This is a genomic window from Azospirillum agricola, assembly GCF_017876095.1.
Lineage (GTDB): Bacteria > Pseudomonadota > Alphaproteobacteria > Azospirillales > Azospirillaceae > Azospirillum > Azospirillum agricola.
In genome coordinates this window covers 1-14,938 of the sequence record NZ_JAGINM010000017.1, presented here as the reverse complement: position 1 = coordinate 14,938, position 14,938 = coordinate 1, and the positions used below count along the sequence as shown (strand labels likewise).

Here is a 14,938-nt window from a genome sequence, read left to right as displayed (position 1 = left end):
GGTCCTTCGACGGGGCGCCCGGGCCGCGAAAGCCCGAGCCCCGGAAGGGCCGCCGACCCGCGCCCCGTCCCGTCCTTACGACATCGCGTTGTTGCTGCCGCCCGGCAGGCGGACCGTCAGACCGTCGAGTTCCTCGGTCATGATGATCTGGCAGCCGAGGCGCGAGGTCTTGGTCAGGCCGAAGGCCAGATCCAGCATGTCCTCCTCGTCCTCCGCCGCTTCCGGCAGGACGTCGTACCATTCCGGCTCGATCACGACGTGGCAGGTCGAGCAGGCCAGCGACCCCTCGCAGGCGCCTTCCAGATCCAGGCTGTTCTTGTGCGCGATCTCCAGCACGGACAGGCCGAGCGGGGCGTCGACCTCGCGGCGGGTGCCGTCGGTCTCGATGAAGGTCATCTTGGGCATGAAGGTCCTCTTTTCGTTGGTGAGGGTGCGCGGGTCGGGATTCAGGAGGATGCCGGAGGCGGGCTCAGCGCCGCGCGGCGGGCGGCGGCCTCGCCGGCCAGGGACTCCAGCCGTTCCAGCCGGGCCAGGATGCGCGCGGCGGCGTCCGCCTTCGACGGATCGGCCTGGGCCTTGCGGAAGGCCGGCGTCAGATACTTGATGCAGGCTTCGATCCGGCGGCCGACGTCCAGCGCGGCGCGGTCGAGCGCCGCCGCGTCGGCGGCGACGGCGACGGCCGTCACCAACGCCGCGGTCTCCTCGTCGGTGTCATCGGGGTCGGCGGCGCCTGTCGGGAGGTCCAGCAGCGCCAGCAGGGCGTGGGCGCGGCGGACCGGGTCGCGCAGCGCCTCGTGCGCGGCGTCGAGCGCCTGGATCTGCGCCTTCGCGTCGGCCTGCTCGCGCGGGCTGCGGGCGGCGAAGCGCTCCGGGGCCAGGGCGCGGGCGAAGCCGGCGTGCTGGCGCGCCAGCTGCGCGGGGTCGAGGTCGAAACGGCGCTCCAGCCCCAGCCGGGCGAAGGGATCGAGCGGGCGGGGCGGCTGGACCGCGCCGCAGGCGTGGCAGAACAGGGCGCGCGGCGCCACCGGGCCGCCGCACAGCGCGCAGGGTTCCAGGTCGCCGGCGAGGCTGCCGGAAATGCCGCCGTTGCGGGAGCCGGGCGGGCCGGAGTCGGAACGTGTCATGCGTGCTGTCCATCGAAACGCCAAGACGGTCGGCCACACGACAGGCCGCTCGTCGGTGCTCCAGCCGCGTCATACCCAGAACCGCGGCCCGGCGCAATGCGCGAATTCGGCAGGGCGCGGCCGGAAACGTCGCGGGTCACGCCCGGGCGCTTCGCCGGGCCATGGCGATCCAGGCGGCCAGGAAGCGGTCCACCGCCTCGTCGTCGCTGGTCCAGCCCAGGCTGACGCGGATGGCCGAGGCCGCCGCCGCCGCATCCTCCCCCATCGCCGCCAGCACATGCGATGGTTTGACCTTGCCGCTGGAGCAGGCCGACCCGGCGCTGACCGCGACGCCGGCCAGATCCAGCCCCATGACCTGCGTCTCGCCGGGGACGCCGGGCAGGACGAGGCAGCTCGTGTTGGGCACCCGCGCCGCGAGGCCTCCCATCACGCGGGCCTGGGGGACGGCGGCCAGGGCCTCGCGTTCCAGCCGGTCGCGCAGGGGGGCGAGGGCGGCGGCGTCGGGAAGCGTGTCGAGCGCCAGCCGGGCCGCCGCGCCGAAGCCGACGATGCCGAGCAGGTTCTCGGTGCCGGCGCGCTTGCGCCGTTCCTGCCCGCCGCCGCGGATCAGCGCTTCGGGTTCCAGCCCCTCGGCGAGGATCAGGGCGCCGACGCCCGCCGGCCCGCCCAGCTTGTGGGCCGACAGGGTCATCAGATCGGCCCCGAGAGCCGGGAAGGAGAGGGGAACCCGTCCGGCGGCTTGGACCGCGTCGCAATGGAGCAGCGCGCCGTGCGCGTGGGCGATGCGGGCGGCCTCGGCGACCGGCTGGATCACGCCGGTCTCGTTGTTGGCGAGCATCAGCGAGACGAGAGGGGCGGAGGCGGCGGCGCCCAGCGCCCGCTCCAGCGCCGCGAGGTCGATCGCGCCGTCGCAACAGGCCGGAAGGCGGGGCGCGTCGGGCGCCGCCGCCAGCACGGACTCATGCTCGATGGCCGAGACCAGGACCGTCCGCGTGGCGAAACCGCGCAGGGCGAGGTTGTTGGCCTCGGTCCCGCTGCCGGTGAACAGCACCTGCGCCGGCCTGACGCCGGCCAGCGCGGCCACGGCCGCCCGCGCCTCGTCCACCGCGCGCCGCGCGCTCCGCCCGAAGGCGTGCACCGACGACGGGTTGCCGACCAGATCCATCGCCTGGACCATCGCCGCCTTCACCGCCGGCTTCAGCGGGGTGGTGGCGTTGTGGTCCAGATAGAGGCGGCCGGCGGGGGCCGGGCCGTTTCCGGACACGGCGCTCACTCGGCGGCGACGGCCGCGCTGTCGGCCTCGGCCAGGACCGGGCGGCCGAGGATCAGGCCGCTGGTGCCGATGATCCGGCGCTCCACCACGTCGGCGACGGTGACCGAGCTGAGATACATGTGGATCTGGTTGCCCAGCTCTTCCCACAGATCGTGGGTCAGGCAGCGCGAGCGGTTGGTGCGGCAGCCCTGCGGCGTGCCGTTGGCGCAGCGGGTGGTGCGGATCGGCTCGTCCACCGCCAGGATGATGTCCGACACGCGGGTGGCGTCGGCCGGATGGGCCAGCAGATAGCCGCCGCCGGGACCGCGCACGCTTTTGACCAGACCGCCCTTGCGCAGCTTGGCGAAGAGCTGTTCCAGGTAGGACAGGGAGATCTCCTGCCGTTCGGCGATGTCGGCGAGCGCGACCGGGCTGCCCTGGCTGGTCGCGGCCAGATCGACCATCGCCATCACGGCGTAGCGGCCCTTGGTGCTCAGTCTCATCGCGTGTCTCCTTGCGCTTCCCGAATCCCGCCGTTGCGGGCCATGACGATGTCTGGTGAAGAGGGGGGTGAGGGGGAAAGCCGTCCGGCCTCCAGCTCCGCGACGCGGGCCTGCAACGCGGTGATCCGGTCGAGCAGACCGGACAGCGCGCGGGCCACGGGGTCGGGGGTGTCGCCGCAGGGCGTGCCGTAGGGCAGGAAAGCTCCGCTGTCGGTGCGGTCGCGCGGCGTCACCGGCCGGGCCGGGATGCCGACCATGGCGGTGCCGGACGCCACGTCGGCGACCACCACCGCGTTGGCCCCGATGCGCGCGCCCTCGCCGACGGTGATGGCGCCCAGGATCTTGGCGCCGGCCCCGACGATGACGCCGTTGCCCAGCGTCGGGTGGCGCTTGCCGGGGGCGAGCGAGGTGCCGCCCAGCGTGACGCCGTGATAGAGCATCACGTCGTCGCCGATCTCCGCCGTCTCGCCGATGACGACGCCCATGCCGTGGTCGATGAAGAAGCGGCGGCCGATGGTGGCGCCGGGGTGGATCTCGATGCCGGTCAGCGCGCGGGCGACCTGGGAAACCAGCCGCGCGGCGAGATGCCAGCCGGCGTCGCGGCAGCGCCGCGCCACCCGGTGCAGCAGCAGCGCGTGGAGACCGGGGTAGCACAGGGCCACCTCCAGCCGGGACCGCGCGGCAGGGTCGCGCGCCATGATCCCGTCGATCTCTTCGCGAAGATGCTTGAACACGCCATCACCCGCCGTGGTATAGTCCGCCGCTCTTGTTGGAGGAGCGATCTTTCGCAAGTCCCATCGAGGCGCACCCGTTGTCCGGCCGCAGCGGACGGGCCATGGGTGCGGACTGGCGGGTTGCCCCGGAGGACGTACCGACGCATATATGATGACCAAGCAAAATGGTCAAGAATTGTGTGCGAAAACCCCACTCCATGACGGGAGACCCCGTCAGCACGCCGGGGCGTCCGGTCTCCGGCGCCGTGGTGGTTCCGACAACCCTTTGTTCGCGTCAGGATCGTCGCTCCCATGCCCGAAGTGCTCATCAACGGCCCCGCCGGTCGCCTGGAAGGCCGTTACACCCACGGCAAGCAGCCGAACGCGCCGGTCGCGCTGCTGCTGCACCCGCATCCGCAGCACAACGGGACGATGAACAACAAGGTGGTCTTCACCCTGTTCCAGTCCTTCACCAAGCGCGGCTATTCGGCCCTGCGCTTCAACTTCCGCGGGGTCGGGCGCAGCCAGGGCACCTACGACAAGGGGGAGGGCGAGCTGGCCGACGCGGCGGCGGCGCTGGACTGGTTGCAGACCTACAACCCCAACGCTCCGGTCTGCTGGATCGGCGGCGTGTCGTTCGGGGCGTGGATCGGCATGCAGCTGCTGATGCGGCGGCCGGAGATCGACGGTTTCGTGTCGGTGTCGCCGCCGGCCAACCTGTTCGACTTCTCCTTCCTGGCGCCGTGCCCGTCCTCGGGTCTGATCGTCCATGGCGACAAGGACGAGCTGGTTCCCCAGGCGGCGGTGAACAAGCTGGTGACCAAGCTGTCGCACCAGAAGGACATCCGCATCGACCACCGGGTCGTTCCGGGCGCGAACCATTTCTTCCTGAACCGCACCGACGATCTGGCGGTGCAGGTCGACGACTATCTCGACAAGGCGCTCGGCAACCCGCTCGCCGCCATCGCGGAATAAGGGGCGCCCCGGCGCCCCTTCGCCGTTTGGCGCCCCCCCCGCCGTTTGACGCCGTTGCCGGCGGCGGTCGCCTTCCACGGTGTGTTCAGCGGGCCTGGGCCGTGAACTGGTCGAACGCCTCCAGGGCCTGGGCGGCGTACATCACCGACGGTCCGGCGCCCATATAGACCGCCATTCCCATCGTTTCCAGCACCTCCGCCCGGCTGGCGCCCTGCCGGACCGCCGCCTCCGCGTGGAAGGCGACGCAGCCGTCGCAGCGTATGGCGACGGCGATGCCGAGCGCGACCAGCTCCTTGGTCCTGGTGTCCAGCGCGTCGGCCTTCAGCGCGGCCTGGGCGATTCCCGAAAAGGCCTTCATCACCTCCGGCGCGCCGCCGCGCAGGTCGCGCAGCGCTCCCGACAGCTCGTCCGCCATGCGCGGCCAGTCCTTGTGCATGGTTTGCTCCTTCCGGTTCGGGGGTATCAGTGGGCGCGCAGGCCGAGGCGGGCGCCGAAACGATTCAACGCCATCGCCAGTGGACACAGGTTGGTGAAGGCGGCCTGAAGCAGGTTCGCGCCGACGAAGGCGGTCAGCCACAGCCAGGCGGGGTCGTGCCATTGCGACAGGGCGAGGCTGACGAGGACGACGGTGCCGGCGAAGGCGAAGACGATGCGGTCGATGGTCATGCGGGGTCTCCGGGACGGATGTGGGACGCGGGCGGGGCGGCAAGGGCCGAACCGGCGTTGACTGAATATTAGATTTTTCTTATTTAATGGTCAAGGCCAGGAACGGACGCTGCGGCAACGACCGCCGGGATCCGAGCCCTGCCGTCAGGCGATCAGAATGATCCGACCATTTCCAAGGAGTTGACCGTCATGCCTCTGTGCACGCTGTTCCGCCGCTTCCTGTCATCCGCCCCGGCCGACCAAAGCGGCGCCGACGAGCGAATCCGGCAGGTCGACCCGGCGACCGCCATCGGCTGGCTGGCGGAGGGCAAGCTGGTCGTCGTCGATGTTCGCGAGCCGCAGGAGCATCGGGCCGGGCGCATACCGGGCGCCATCCTGAATCCGCTGTCGTCCTTCGATCCGGCGGCGGTCCCGCGCGATCCGGACAGGCGGCTGCTGTTCCATTGCCAGAGCGGGCGGCGCTGCGGCCCGGCGGCGGAACGGCTGATGGCGGCGGATTTTCAGGGAACGGTACACCGCCTGCAAGGCGGCATGACAGCCTGGATCGGCGCTGGCGGCCCGGTCGAGCGCTGAAGCGCTAAGAGCGCCTGACAGAAGCTTGAGTCGTCTCTCGACTCGTCATCCCGATAGCGTCCACGAAGGTGGTGGAAATTCGTGGACGCTATCGACCGGGCAGATGGTGGACATTCTCGGGGCCGTGCTGAGCGACGGGCTGCCGGCCGTCGAGGCGGCTTGTGCCGGCCAGGGCTGCGACTGGCTCTTGTAGGGCGGCTGCGGGTGTTTCGTCCGGGATCCCGCGGACCGGATGCCGCCGCATCGCCGGGGCTGCGGAGCGGCGGCGTGCTGTTCCCCTCTCCGTTCATCGTTTCCTCCTGATCGTGCATCCTTGGGGAAAACCGGAGGGAATGGATTTTTTGCCGGCCTCCTTCATGCGGGAAGTTGGCCAGCCGCGCATCGAAGGATGCTGAAGTTGCCGAAGGCTTTTATCCCGGTCTTCGATCATGAAGGAGGTCGTGAATTTCCTGGCAGGCGATGGGGTGATCGATGGTTTAGCAATCCGATGCTCCGCGAATGTTGGCCGCTCATCGGAAGGCATACCTCTTCTCCCAAGGAGGCCCAGGGTGAGATGTGCCCGGCCTTGCCTGGATGGCGTAGTACCGTGATGGCCGCTCCGCCGGGATGTTGAGGTTGGTTGCGTGACCCAACACAGGAGAAACGTCATGGCCAATCCGAACCAGGGACAGGGTGCCGGCGGTCAGCAGTCCGGCGGCAACTTCAAGAACGATCCGGAGCGGGCGGCCGAGGCCGGCCACAAGGGTGGTCAGGTTTCCGGTGGCAACTTCAAGAACGATCCGGAACGCGCCGCCGAAGCGGGCCGCAAGGGCGGCGAACACAGCCACGGCGGCGGGAACCAGGGCGGCGGGAACCAGGGTGGTGGAAACCAGGGCGGCAACCGTTGAGCTCCCGTCTTCCGAAATGGACCTGAATGGATGAGGGAAGGCCGCCCGGACGGGCGGCCTTCCTGCCGTAGGATCCGGATTCCACGGATTTTCTCTTCCTGCTCAGAGCAAGGACATTCCCATGGCCCACGCAGCGCAGCGATCCTTCGCCATCGTCACCGGCGCGTCGAGCGGCATCGGCCGCCAACTGGCCCGGCAGTGCGCGCAGAACGGCTTCGACCTGTTGATCGCCGCCGACGATCCCGCCATCGAACAGGCGGCGCAGGAGTTGCGCGGCCTCGGCGCCGCGGTCGAAACGGTCACCGCCGACCTCGCCACCCCGGAAGGGGTGGACAAGCTGTGCGCGGCGGTGAAGGGTCGGCCGGTCGATGCCCTGCTCGCCAACGCCGGCCATGGCCTGGGGCACGGCTTTCTCGACCAGGATTTCGGCGAAGCCCAGCACGTCATCGACACCAACGTCACCGGCACCCTCCGCCTGATCCACGCCGTCGGCCGCACCATGCGGGCGCGCGGTCAGGGCCGCATCCTGATCACCGGGTCGATCGCCGGCTTCATGCCGGGCACCTACCAAGCGGTCTACAACGGCACCAAGGCCTTCATCGATTCCTTTTCCTTCGCGTTGCGCAGCGAACTGAAGGACAGCGGGGTCACGGTCACCTGCCTGATGCCGGGGGCGACCGACACGGAGTTCTTCGAGCGCGCCGACATGTTGGACACCAAGGTCGGGCAGGACACCAAGGACGACCCCGCCGACGTCGCCAAGACCGGCTTCGAGGCGATGATGAACGGCGACGGCGACGTGGTCAGCGGCTGGAAGAACAAGTTGCAGACCGCCATGGCTGCCGTAACCCCCTCGGGCATCCTGGCCGAGCAGCACCGCAAGATGGCCGAGCCGGGATCGGGCAAGCACTGACCGGCCGCGCGCACCTCCTTCCCCACGAGTCCCGGAGCACAGCATGAAAGCCCTGGTCTGGCACGGCACCGCCGACATCCGTTGCGACACGGTTCCCGATCCCGGCATCGAGCATCCGCGCGACGCCATCGTCAAGGTCACCTCCTGCGCCATCTGCGGGTCCGACCTGCATCTTTACGACCACTTCATGCCCGGCATGGAGAAGGGCGACATCATGGGCCACGAGTTCATGGGCGAGGTCGTCGAGGTCGGCGCCGAGGCCAAGGGCGCGCTCAAGGTCGGCGAGCGCGTCGTCGTTCCCTTCACCATCTGGTGCGGCGAGTGCGACCAGTGCCGGCGTGGCAACTATTCGGTCTGCGAGCGTTCCAACCGCAACAAGGCCGCCGCCGACAAGCTGTTCGGCCACGCCACCGCCGGACTGTTCGGCTACACCCACCTGACCGGCGGCTACGCCGGCGGGCAGGCCGAGTATGTCCGGGTGCCCTTCGCCGACAAGACCCACGTGAAGATCCCCGAGGGACTGAGCGACGAGCAGGTGCTGTTCCTCGGCGACATCTTTCCGACCGGCTGGCAGGCGGCGGCGCAGTGCGACATCGAGCCGACCGACACGGTGGCGATCTGGGGCTGCGGCCCGGTCGGGCAGATGACGATCCGCAGCGCCATCCTGCTCGGCGCCAGGCAGGTCATCGCCATCGACCAGGTGCCCGAGCGCCTGGCGATGGCCAGGGCCGGCGGCGCCGTCACCATCGACTTCGCGAACGAGAGCGTCGTCGAGCGGTTGAACGAGTTGACCGGCGGCAAGGGGCCGGAAAAATGCATCGACGCGGTCGGCATGGAGGCGCACGCCACCGCCACGCTGGACAGCATCATGGACCGCGCCAAGCAGGCGCTGATGCTGGAGAGCGACCGGGCGCATGTGCTGCGCGAGATGATGTATGTCTGCCGTCCGGCCGGCACGCTGTCGATCCCCGGTGTCTATGGCGGGCTGATCGACAAGGTCCCCTTCGGCATGGCGATGAACAAGGGACTGACCTGGCGCATGGGCCAGACCCACGTCAACCGCTGGACCGACGACCTGCTGGAGCGCATCCAGGAAGGCCAGATCGACCCCTCCTTCGTCATCACCCACACCGTGAAGCTTGAGGACGGGCCGGGCATGTACAAGACCTTCCGCGACAAGCAGGACGGCTGCATCAAGGTCGTGCTCAAGCCGTGAGGGGGGAAGGGCCGCCGGGGCAGGCGATGCCCGCCGCCATACCCCGAATGAGCCCGCCGCACCATCCGATGGAAGGTTCATGCTGTGTTTGCCGCCCCCCTACAGTACGGGGCGCGGCAGGCCCTGCCGCATCGACTGACCGGACGCGGTACATGGGAGGAGAGGATTTGGCTCATCAGGCCCATTACAGGATCGACGCCGGCAAGCTGGAGTCCACGGCGCCCTTCAAGGGGAACGCCGACGGAGACGGGGAGCCCCGCCACGGCTTCCTGATCGTCGACGACCACGCGCTGGTGCGCTACGGCTTGTCGCTGGCGATCCGGCAGCGCTACCCCGACGCGGCCGTCGCCGAGGCGGGGTCGCTGGCGCAGGGGCTGGACAAGGTCCGTGCGCTTCCGGACCTCACGGCCGTGCTCTACGATCTGCACATGGAGGCGGAGGACGAGCTGGGCGGGCTGGCGACCATGCTGGAGGCGGCGGGCGACGTCCCGGTGATCGTCGTTTCGGGGGCCAGCGGCAGCGGTATCGTCGCGGGGTGCATCCAGGCCGGTGCCCGCGGCTTCGTGTCGAAGGGATGCGACGGCGTCGTCTTGGACCAAGCCCTGCCCATCGTGCTCGGCGGCGGAATCTACGCGCCGGCTCCGCCACGCTCGCTGGCCGGGCGCCCGATGCCCAGCATGTCCGCCACGCCGATCCGGCAGCCGGCGCGAACGGGCGGCGGTCCGGTGGCGGAACTGACGGACCGGCAGCGGCAGGTGCTCGGGCTGTTGCTGGAGGGTTGCTCGAACAAGGAGATCGCCCGTGAGCTCGGCGTGCTGGAGGGCACCGTCAAGGTGCACCTGCGCGCGATCATGCAGCGGCTCGGCGCGCGCAACCGGACCCAGCTCGCGCTGGCCGCGATGAAGGCGGGGCTGGCGGCGCCCTGAGGTCCGGCGGACTTGGGTCGGAGACCCGGCCAGGATCGCCGGGCAGGATCACCGGTCAGGATCGCGGGTCAGGCCGGCGGTCCGTCCGGCTGCGCCGTCGGCAGGGCGTCCTTCACCTCCGGTTGTGACAGCACCCGACGCAGCACGTCGACGTTCGATCGGGCCTCGGCAAGCTGATGCCCCCAACTGGCGGCGACCCGGTCGTGGCCGCGAGAACGGGCATGGTCGGCGAGGCGGGTGAACAGCTCGATCCGTTCCTCATGGGTGCGCAGGGCCACCCACAGCGCCTTCTCCATCGCCTCCCCCTGCGCCTGCACCATGGTTTCCGCGCTGTAGGTGTGCCCCACCTGGCAGCGGAAATGGATGACCGGGCTGTTGGCGATCTCCGACAGGCCGCCGCCGCAATCCGGGCAGACCAGTGTGGTCGGCCGTCCGACCTTCTTGGTGTCCGCCGCCGTGGTCGTCAGCTCCTTTTCGGCGATCCGGGCCTCGATGGCGATGTCCGGCGGGATGTCCGGGCGTTCCGGGGCGGGTTCGCGGCCCAGCCGAACCAGCAGGGCCGCCATCGCGTCGATGGCGACGACGTGATCGACCGGGGTGTGGGCGATGGCGTTTCGCGGCATGCTCGGCCAATCCGCGTCCTCGGGATCCTGAACCACCGTCAGGCCGCCGCAGCGGTGGATGGCGTGCAGACCCGACGCGCCGTCGTCGAGCATGCCGGTCAGCACGACGCCGACGACCCGCGTGGCGAAGGCGGCGGCGGCCGAACGGAACAGCGGGTCGATCGCCGGCCGCGTCCGGTTCTCCTGCGGGCCGCGCCGGACCAGCACCCGGCCGTCGCGGACCAGCAGATGGCGGTCGGGCGGCGCCACATGGATGTGCGCGGGCCGGATCGGCTCGCCGTCCTCGGGATGGAAGGCGGGCAGCCAGCGGCAGCGCTCCAGCAACTGCGGCAACTGGCTCGGTCCCGCCGGGGTGACGTGCTGCACCAGGAAGACCGTCGGCCCGAAACCGGCCGGCATGTCGGAAAACAGCCGGGTCAGGGCCTGTAGTCCGCCGGCCGAAGCCCCGATGACAAGGATGTCGCGCGTGTTCATGGGACATCAACATCCGCTCGGAACGGTCGTTGCGCCGTTCGGGAAACAATCCCGGCAGACCCCCTTTTCTCCCGTCCGCTTCATTGCGCAGCCGAACCGTCGGGCCGCTTGTCAGGCGCGCGCCGCCATGGCTATCCTTCGCCGATCCAAGGCAATTGTACCGTTATGACCCGCAAAGAAACGACCGACCCCGAATTCTCCAATCTGATCCAGCACATCCAGGAGAGGCGCGGCATCGATTTCCGCGGCTACAAGCGGACCAGTCTGGAACGCCGCATCCGCCGGCGGATGGAGGAGGTCGGCTGCGACGACTTCACCGAATACCACGCCTTCCTCGAGGCCCATCCGCAGGAATTCATCGATCTCCTGAACACGGTGCTGATCAACGTCACGTCCTTCTTCCGGGACACCGAGGCCTGGGAGATCCTCAAGCGCGATGTGGTGCCCCGCATCCTGGCGCGGAAGGGCGACCGCAGCCAGATCCGCATCTGGAGCGTCGGCTGCGCGTCGGGGGAGGAGCCCTATTCGCTGGCGATGCTGTTCGCCGAGGCGATGGGCAGCGCCGACTTCTGCCGGCGCGTGAAAATCTACGCCACCGACCTGGACGAGGCCGCCCTGAACATCGCGCGGCACGCGGTCTACGCGCCGCGCGACGTCGAGACGGTGCCTGGGGCTCTGCTGGACAAGTACTTCGAGCGCACCAACAATCATTACGTGTTTCAGCGCGAGCTGCGCAAATGCGTGATCTTCGGCCGGCACAACATCGTGCACGACGCGCCGATCTCGCGGATCGATCTGCTGATCTGCCGCAACCTGCTGATCTATCTGGAAAGCGACACCCAGAACATCGTCCTGCCGCGTTTGCACTACGCGCTGGTCAACGAGGGCTTCCTGTTCCTGGGCAAGGCGGAAACCCAGCTCGCCCGCTCCAAGATGTTCGAGCCGGTCGACCTGAAGAGCCGCATCTTCGCCAAGGTGCCGCAGGAATGGCGGCGGACGGCGGGCGGCAGCCTGTCGCTGGCGACCGAGGCCTACAACAGCCGGACCAACCAGCAGACACGCCTGCTGGAAAGCATCATCGACGGCAGCGCCACCGCCTACATCGCGGTCAACGGCGACGGCCAGCTGATCTTCGCCAACGTCCAGGCCCGCCGCCTGTTCGAACTGGCCGAGACCGACATCGGCCGCCCCTTCCAGGATTTGACCATCTCCTACCGTCCGGCGGAGCTGCGCAGCAAGATCGAGGAGGTGCAGAACACCGGCCGCACGGTCCGCATCGAGCACCAGGAGTTCTCCCGCCCGCCGGCCGACCCGGTGCGGCTGACCATAGAGGCGGCCCCCCTCTACGGCCGCGACGGCCGGACCTTCGCCACCCTGCTGAGCTTCACCGACACCAGCCGCATCTTCCTGCTCCAGCAGGAGATCGAGGCGGCCCAGGAGAGCCTGGAAACCACCATCGAGGAACTCCAGTCCTCCAACGAGGAGCTGGAGACGACCAACGAGGAACTCCAGTCCACCAACGAGGAACTGGAGACGACCAACGAGGAACTCCAGTCCACCAACGAGGAGCTGGAGACGATGAACGAGGAGCTCCGCTCCGCCAACGAGGAGCTGGAGGTCGCCAACGAGGAGCTGGAGGTCGCCAACGAGGAGATGCGCCGCCAGAGCGAGGAGGCCGGCGAGTACCGCCGCTACTCCGAATCGGTGCTGCGCAGCATGGACGTCGGCATCATCGTGCTCGACCGCGACCTGCGGGTGCGGTCCTGGAACCGCTGGAGCGAGAATGTCTGGGGCCTGCGCAGCGAGGAGGTCGCCGGCGAGAGTTTCCCCGCCCTCGACATCGGCCTGCCGGTGCAGCGCCTGCGCCGTTCGTTGCAGACCATCCTCGACGAGGGCAGCGCCGCCGAAACCATGGAGCTGGAGGCGATGGACCGGCGGGGGCGGCGGATCGACTGCCGGATCCGGCTGTCGCCGCTGCTGTTCGACCGCGACACCCGCGGCGTCGTCCTGATCATCGAGGACATCACCGAACGGGCGCGGGCGGAGACCTACATCCGCTACCTCGGCCGGATCATCGGCGAATCCCTGAACGAGGTCTATTTCCTCGACCCGCTGAGCTTCCGCTTCCTGCTGGTCAACCGCGGCGCGGAAACCAAGCTCGGCCATTCCCTGGACGCGCTGAAGCAGATCGCCCTGCACGAGCTGATGCCGGAAACCGACGCCGAGACGCTTGGCCAGCTGGTCAGCCCGCTTTTGTCCGGCGCCAAGACTGAAATCGTCTTCGAGACGGTCATGGAAAGCGGGGGGGAACCGGCACCCGGTGGAGATGTGCATGCAGTTCTTCGGGAACGAGCAGCCGCCGATCCTGGTGGCGTTGGTCCACGGCATCTCGGAGCGGCAGCGCATCGGCATGACGGTGCCTGCCGACGGCGAGGAGGCCGGAGAGTGACGGGGGCCTGACCTTTCGCGCTACGCCTTCCGGTGGGGTGGCGGGGTTCATAGGAGGAAGGCGAGGGATGGCGGCGGACCTCCGCTGTGCAAGACAGGAACCACGCAGGACATGCGCGGTTCCTGTTGGGAAGACCGACGATGCGGGCGCTGTTCCGAACGACGGGGCCGACCCGCGCCACGGGAGGGAGCGGAACGATGTCGGACGCGCCATTGACCGAGATTGGACCGGAGCGCAAATCCTGTCCCCTCGTGATCCAGCCTCTGTGGGACGCGATGGACCGTGCGATCATCGTGACCGATGTCAATCTGGACGCGCCCGGACCGGTCATCCGCTACGTCAACCCCGCCTTCACCGCTCTGACCGGCTACGCGCCGGAAGAGGTCGTCGGCCGTTCCCCCCGTTTCCTGCAAGGACCGGACACCGACCGGGACGCCGTGGCGGCGTTGAGGCGGGACCTGATGGCCGGCGGACCGGCGCGCGCCACGCTGCTGAACCGCCGGAAGAACGGGGAGCGCTATGCCTGCTCGCTCCTGATCACGCCGCTGATCGGGCGGCATGGCGGCACCGATCATTTCGTCTGCATCGCCCATGACGAGCAGGAGCGGCGGCATCGGGAGTCCCGCCGGCTGTCCGGCGAGCACGAGCAAACCCTGACCTTGGTCGAGGATCTGGAAATCCGGCAGGGGGAGGCCGACGCGACGATCGAGCGACAGCGCGCCGAACTGGCGCTCCTGAACGGCCGTTACGAGGCCGCCTTGCAGCGGGTCGACCTGCTGTCCGAGATGCTGGTTCTGCGCGAGCGCGCGCTCGACCATCATTCGGCGGAGCACGGCCGCTCCACCCAGGAACTCCGCGCCACGCTGGAGGAGATGCGCGCCATGGACGAGGAGGTGCGCGTGACCCTGGCGGAGCTTGAGCACGCCAACCTCGCGCTCGAACGCTCGAACGCGGAACTGCGCGCCTCCCAGGCCTCCAACGCCGACAAGCTGCGGCTGCTCGCCACCGCCAGCCACGACCTGCGCCAGCCGGTGATGTCGCTGGGCTTGTTCCTCGACGTCCTGCGCCACCGGGTCGGGCCGGGAGAGAACAAGATCATGGGCGGCGTCATGGCCGCCCACCTGACCATCCGCACCCTGCTGGACGGGATGCTGGACGCCGCCCGGCTCGACGCCGGGGTGCTGCAGCCGGATTTCGGGCCGGTGTCGATGAACGCGATGCTCGACGGTATCCGCCACGAGTTCGTGCTCCAGGCGGAGATGCGCGGGTTGCGCTTCCGGATCGTTCCCTGTTCCTTGCAGGTGCACAGCGATTCTCAGCTTCTGGAGCGAATCCTGCGCAACCTGATCGCCAACGCCCTGAAATACACCGAGCGCGGTGGGCTGGTCGTCGGTTGCCGGCGCCAGTCCGGCGACCGCCTGCGAATCGAGGTGTGGGACAGCGGTCCCGGCATTCCCAAGGAAAGCCAGCGGCGGATCTTCGAGGAGTTCCAGCAGCTCGACAATCCGGATCACGATCAGAAGCGGGGTGTCGGTCTGGGGTTGTCGATCTGTCAATCGGCCTCGAAAAACCAGCCATCATCGGCGTCCAATTTCCAGCCACGCTTCCAGTTGCAGAAGCCCGTTGTCCAGGGAGTCCACGGGA

Annotated in this window: 16 protein-coding genes; 8 read left to right on the top strand and 8 right to left on the bottom strand. The window is 69.1% G+C overall.

Annotation, left to right across the window (positions count from 1 at the left end; all coding sequences use genetic code 11):
• Positions 1–75: 75 nt before the first annotated feature.
• The 5 genes from J2847_RS22895 to cysE all read right to left on the bottom strand — a co-directional run bounded on the left by J2847_RS22895 (position 76) and on the right by cysE (position 3,613).
• Positions 76–405 (bottom strand): ferredoxin family 2Fe-2S iron-sulfur cluster binding protein, encoded by a 330-nt coding sequence (locus J2847_RS22895; RefSeq protein ID WP_085556093.1) that lies wholly within the window; start codon positions 403–405, stop codon positions 76–78.
• A gap of 41 nt (positions 406–446) precedes the next feature.
• Positions 447–1,124: a J domain-containing protein gene (locus tag J2847_RS22890; RefSeq protein ID WP_209781141.1), complete on the bottom strand. Its 678-nt coding sequence runs from the start codon at positions 1,122–1,124 to the stop codon at positions 447–449.
• 136 nt (positions 1,125–1,260) lie between these two features.
• Complete coding sequence (locus tag J2847_RS22885; RefSeq protein ID WP_209781140.1) at positions 1,261–2,388, bottom strand: cysteine desulfurase family protein; 1,128 nt, start codon at positions 2,386–2,388, stop codon at positions 1,261–1,263.
• A 5-nt stretch (positions 2,389–2,393) separates the two neighbouring features.
• Positions 2,394–2,879: an Rrf2 family transcriptional regulator gene (locus J2847_RS22880; protein ID WP_085556096.1), complete on the bottom strand. Its 486-nt coding sequence runs from the start codon at positions 2,877–2,879 to the stop codon at positions 2,394–2,396.
• Positions 2,876–3,613, bottom strand: a complete 738-nt coding sequence (gene cysE / locus J2847_RS22875; protein WP_209781139.1) for a serine O-acetyltransferase — start codon at positions 3,611–3,613, stop codon at positions 2,876–2,878. The genes J2847_RS22880 and cysE overlap by 4 nt, the downstream gene beginning before the upstream one ends.
• A 291-nt stretch (positions 3,614–3,904) precedes the next feature.
• Between cysE and J2847_RS22870 the strand changes: the two genes are divergently transcribed.
• On the top strand, positions 3,905–4,567 hold the full coding sequence (locus J2847_RS22870) for an alpha/beta hydrolase (RefSeq protein WP_085556098.1): 663 nt from the start codon (positions 3,905–3,907) through the stop codon (positions 4,565–4,567).
• A gap of 85 nt (positions 4,568–4,652) precedes the next feature.
• Here the strand turns inward: J2847_RS22870 and J2847_RS22865 are convergent, their stop codons facing one another.
• Positions 4,653–5,003, bottom strand: a complete 351-nt coding sequence (locus J2847_RS22865) for a carboxymuconolactone decarboxylase family protein (protein WP_209781138.1) — start codon at positions 5,001–5,003, stop codon at positions 4,653–4,655.
• A 26-nt stretch (positions 5,004–5,029) separates the two neighbouring features.
• Positions 5,030–5,233, bottom strand: coding sequence for a YgaP family membrane protein (locus tag J2847_RS22860; protein ID WP_209781137.1), 204 nt, complete (start codon positions 5,231–5,233; stop codon positions 5,030–5,032).
• 189 nt (positions 5,234–5,422) lie between these two features.
• Between J2847_RS22860 and J2847_RS22855 the strand changes: the two genes are divergently transcribed.
• From J2847_RS22855 to J2847_RS22835, 5 genes are all read left to right on the top strand, one after another.
• Positions 5,423–5,806, top strand: coding sequence for a rhodanese-like domain-containing protein (locus J2847_RS22855; protein WP_209781136.1), 384 nt, complete (start codon positions 5,423–5,425; stop codon positions 5,804–5,806).
• A gap of 647 nt (positions 5,807–6,453) precedes the next feature.
• The gene (locus J2847_RS22850; RefSeq protein WP_209781135.1) at positions 6,454–6,693 is read left to right on the top strand and encodes a con-10 family general stress protein; all 240 of its coding nucleotides are present in this window, start codon (positions 6,454–6,456) and stop codon (positions 6,691–6,693) included.
• Between the two features lie 121 nt (positions 6,694–6,814).
• Complete coding sequence (locus J2847_RS22845; protein WP_209781134.1) at positions 6,815–7,606, top strand: SDR family NAD(P)-dependent oxidoreductase; 792 nt, start codon at positions 6,815–6,817, stop codon at positions 7,604–7,606.
• A 43-nt stretch (positions 7,607–7,649) separates the two neighbouring features.
• On the top strand, positions 7,650–8,822 hold the full coding sequence (locus J2847_RS22840) for a zinc-dependent alcohol dehydrogenase (RefSeq protein ID WP_209781133.1): 1,173 nt from the start codon (positions 7,650–7,652) through the stop codon (positions 8,820–8,822).
• Between the two features lie 167 nt (positions 8,823–8,989).
• A complete protein-coding gene (locus J2847_RS22835; protein WP_233474725.1) occupies positions 8,990–9,748 on the top strand; it encodes a LuxR C-terminal-related transcriptional regulator in 759 nt (252 codons plus the stop codon).
• Positions 9,749–9,816: 68 nt separating this feature from the next.
• Here the strand turns inward: J2847_RS22835 and J2847_RS22830 are convergent, their stop codons facing one another.
• Positions 9,817–10,845, bottom strand: a complete 1,029-nt coding sequence (locus tag J2847_RS22830; RefSeq protein ID WP_209781131.1) for a chemotaxis protein CheB — start codon at positions 10,843–10,845, stop codon at positions 9,817–9,819.
• A gap of 165 nt (positions 10,846–11,010) precedes the next feature.
• Between J2847_RS22830 and J2847_RS22825 the strand changes: the two genes are divergently transcribed.
• Together J2847_RS22825 and J2847_RS22820 are read left to right on the top strand one after the other, a co-directional pair.
• A complete protein-coding gene (locus J2847_RS22825; RefSeq protein ID WP_233474724.1) occupies positions 11,011–13,305 on the top strand; it encodes a CheR family methyltransferase in 2,295 nt (764 codons plus the stop codon).
• A 282-nt stretch (positions 13,306–13,587) separates the two neighbouring features.
• Positions 13,588–14,938, top strand: a 1,351-nt coding sequence (locus J2847_RS22820) for a receiver/sensor box histidine kinase (protein WP_325169466.1), incomplete at its 3' end; no start/stop codon positions are given.

Coding starts and splice junctions, on each gene's coding strand:
- J2847_RS22895 (WP_085556093.1), bottom strand. CDS start 405: ATGCCCAAGATGACCTTCATCGAGACCGACGGCACCCGCCGCGAGGTC.
- J2847_RS22890 (WP_209781141.1), bottom strand. CDS start 1,124: ATGACACGTTCCGACTCCGGCCCGCCCGGCTCCCGCAACGGCGGCATT.
- J2847_RS22880 (WP_085556096.1), bottom strand. CDS start 2,879: ATGAGACTGAGCACCAAGGGCCGCTACGCCGTGATGGCGATGGTCGAT.
- J2847_RS22870 (WP_085556098.1), top strand. CDS start 3,905: ATGCCCGAAGTGCTCATCAACGGCCCCGCCGGTCGCCTGGAAGGCCGT.
- J2847_RS22865 (WP_209781138.1), bottom strand. CDS start 5,003: ATGCACAAGGACTGGCCGCGCATGGCGGACGAGCTGTCGGGAGCGCTG.
- J2847_RS22860 (WP_209781137.1), bottom strand. CDS start 5,233: ATGACCATCGACCGCATCGTCTTCGCCTTCGCCGGCACCGTCGTCCTC.
- J2847_RS22855 (WP_209781136.1), top strand. CDS start 5,423: ATGCCTCTGTGCACGCTGTTCCGCCGCTTCCTGTCATCCGCCCCGGCC.
- J2847_RS22850 (WP_209781135.1), top strand. CDS start 6,454: ATGGCCAATCCGAACCAGGGACAGGGTGCCGGCGGTCAGCAGTCCGGC.
- J2847_RS22845 (WP_209781134.1), top strand. CDS start 6,815: ATGGCCCACGCAGCGCAGCGATCCTTCGCCATCGTCACCGGCGCGTCG.
- J2847_RS22840 (WP_209781133.1), top strand. CDS start 7,650: ATGAAAGCCCTGGTCTGGCACGGCACCGCCGACATCCGTTGCGACACG.
- J2847_RS22830 (WP_209781131.1), bottom strand. CDS start 10,845: ATGAACACGCGCGACATCCTTGTCATCGGGGCTTCGGCCGGCGGACTA.
- J2847_RS22825 (WP_233474724.1), top strand. CDS start 11,011: ATGACCCGCAAAGAAACGACCGACCCCGAATTCTCCAATCTGATCCAG.